The sequence below is a fragment of the Mucilaginibacter sp. P4_G9 genome, from assembly GCF_056400985.1.
Map to the genome: position 1 here is coordinate 1 of NZ_JBFUKF010000539.1, position 2,763 is coordinate 2,763.

Here is a 2,763-nt window from a genome sequence, read left to right on the forward strand (position 1 = left end):
GCTTTTCGCTATCGGCTTTGCTGTCATCAATTGTTACAACAGTGTTTTCTTCTGCAGTGATTGTATTATTTTCTGCAGGCGGCGTAGCGGGCGCTTTATCTTGCACCCGGCCTTGTTTCTCCAAAAGCTTATCAAGGTTTTTTTGTTGCTGATCGCCAAGCAGCAGGCGGCAATAATCGGTAAAAAACTGGTGCGATTGCAACAGCTCTATACTGCGCGCACGCCATTCATCTTTATCAAGTGTTGTATGCTTTACTGTCTCTATCTCTTTGCGCACCATTTTACTTCTTTCCATGAAATCGTCGGTTCCCAAATGAAACAAATCGGCGTCACATAAAATTTCCTGGAGCAGGCCTATTGGTTTCTGCGGCATTTCGGTAGCCAGGATGCAGGCTTTAATTTTATCCATTACCGGCTGTGCTACCTTTAATTGTTTCAACTCGTGCTCAGCAATACTTATACTTTTTGCCTCATGATCAGCCCTATCTGTAAAATAACCTGTGTCATGAAACCACGCGGCCGATATCACCACAAAAAAGTCCTCATCGCTTAACTGGTAATGGTTGGCTATTTTAGTGGCTGCAGCAACTACATCTTTAGTATGTTTAATGTTATGATATATAAGTTCGGGATCCTGGTAAGCATCAAAATAGGATGTTACGTATTGTTTTACCTCTTCTAATAGTTGTTGAAATTTCATTTGTTTTGGGTAATTGTTAGTCAAATTTATTCTAAAAATCTTTATTAACAGTTTAATAAAAATTATGGGCCTAATTATTACTTAAGGTTTACTTTAAAACAAGGTAAACTGCTGTTGATACTACTTTTTCAAATCTTTGTTTCCATTAATAAACCGGCTATTTTTTCGATGTGTTAATTGAAAAGCGGATAATTTAAATAACAGATATCGTTAAAAACGAGGATTTGGCAAATAATTGTTAGTTTTTAGATGCATAGTGATGTGTTTCCGGCCCTTCGTAACTGTAATTATACGGCGGGTACGGCACAATAAATGTATCTTCTACCCGTGATGATCTTTTAAAATAAGGGATCCATATAGCTGCAACAATCAAGGCATAAACCAGGACATAAGGATGTGGCTGAACGATCTTATTAGGCTTAATTGTAAGCGTCCAAATAAAGTCGACCACCACAAAAGCAACAGTGAACAGGAAATAACCTGTAATTACTTTCGGCAAAATATCACGCTTGTTTAAAAGTAGTACAAGGCAATAAACAGAGTAAAACATCAAGCTAATAAAACAGGTAACTTCCATAACCACAAATAATTTATAACTGAGATCCTGTTTATCTGCCGCACTTAAATTCCATGTTTTAAGGCTAAAGTAATCACCCGCAGCCAAAACAGATATTGAAAATATTGCGGTTAAAATCAATAATATAATCACCAGCACAAGCCAGCCACCCACTGTTGTAAACGTTGAACCGTAGCTAAAAACAATGCCCGGGGTTTCGCGCTGATAGATCCAAACACCTAAAAAGATGAGGCCGACTGTAAAGAACCCCGCAAAAAGCACCATGTAATTGTTCACGTCGGTAGCTGGTTTGTTCACTGTTCCGTAAGTAAAACTGTAGTTTAAACCGTCATAGTTAAGTTTTTTTAAATCATCTTTAAACTCGGCCAGTTTATTAACCGGCACATTATCTTTAAGGTAAGTGAGCTTATAGTTTAGTGATAATGTGTCTCCGGATGAAGAATAATCGGATGAAAACCGGTAATAATCCCTGTTAATAGAATTAGYGCGGTTTGTCATATCCCAGCCGCCAGGTAGTATTACCCTAATAGTATAATCATAATTAAGTGGATAACTGAGCGAAGCCGGTGTCTTTTTTTGTCCGTTGATGGATGGTAACTGTTGTGATATATAATTGGCATACAGGTCGACCGATCGCTTGTTGGTTTCTGAATCAGTTCTAAAAAAATCCTTTATGATATAGGTTTCGGTAGTGGTAAGTATATTCTTCTCCTGGTCGTCAATTACCGTTACCGAATCTTTAGGCTCTATTTTTGAATATGTTTTTGCATAATAATCCAGGTAATTTTTTTCAGTTTCGGCCATCCCTGTTGATGCAAGCCTGCCCCGGATATCATCAGCCTCGTTAAGGGTATAGGTAGTTTTTACGGTAAACTCAACCGGAGCTTTATCGTTTTTAACTTTATAAATATCGTTATAAACTATTTTTCCTGTTCGCGATTGGGGTATTGTGGTAAGCAAATTATTACCTGCTTTTAACACCAGCCCCTTGCCATAACCCGGGAAATAAATATCTGTACCCGTACCTCCCTGGTAATCAATAGTAGCATCAACCCAAACCTGTTTTCCTTTTACATTGGCTGTAACCACGGCATGATCAAAAGCATAATAAGTAGGTATGTAATCTGCAATGTGTTCCCGAACGCCCGAGTTGACCAGCACCATGGATGCATCTATGCCACCAGCTTTGAGCATAGATACCAGTAACAGCGATTTGTCCTTACAATCGCCATAGCGTTGTTTAAATACTTTTTCGGGATTATTGGCACGGTGCGAGTATTGTCCTATTTCGATGCCCATATACCTTACCTCGTCCTGAACGGTTTTTACGGCCTCCCGGAAATATTTTACATGGTCTGTCCCGGTTTTTGCTTTTATTTCGGCTATGCGTTGGGCCAGTTCGCCTTTTATATTGGTAGCGGCGGGGTTTATGCTTAATRCCCAGTTGATAACGCTTGCCCAGTCATTAAACTCGCTGATCTGGAGG

The 2,763-nt window shown here is 39.2% G+C and carries 2 protein-coding genes; both read right to left on the minus strand.

All coding sequences use genetic code 11. The features are described from left to right. Positions 1 to 700, minus strand: a 700-nt coding sequence (locus tag AC1DPZ_RS24975; RefSeq protein WP_477408583.1) for an HD domain-containing protein, incomplete at its 3' end; no start/stop codon positions are given. 238 nt (positions 701 to 938) lie between these two features. After that, on the minus strand, positions 939 to 2,763 hold a 1,825-nt coding region (locus AC1DPZ_RS24980; RefSeq protein WP_477408585.1), incomplete at its 5' end, for a DUF2569 family protein.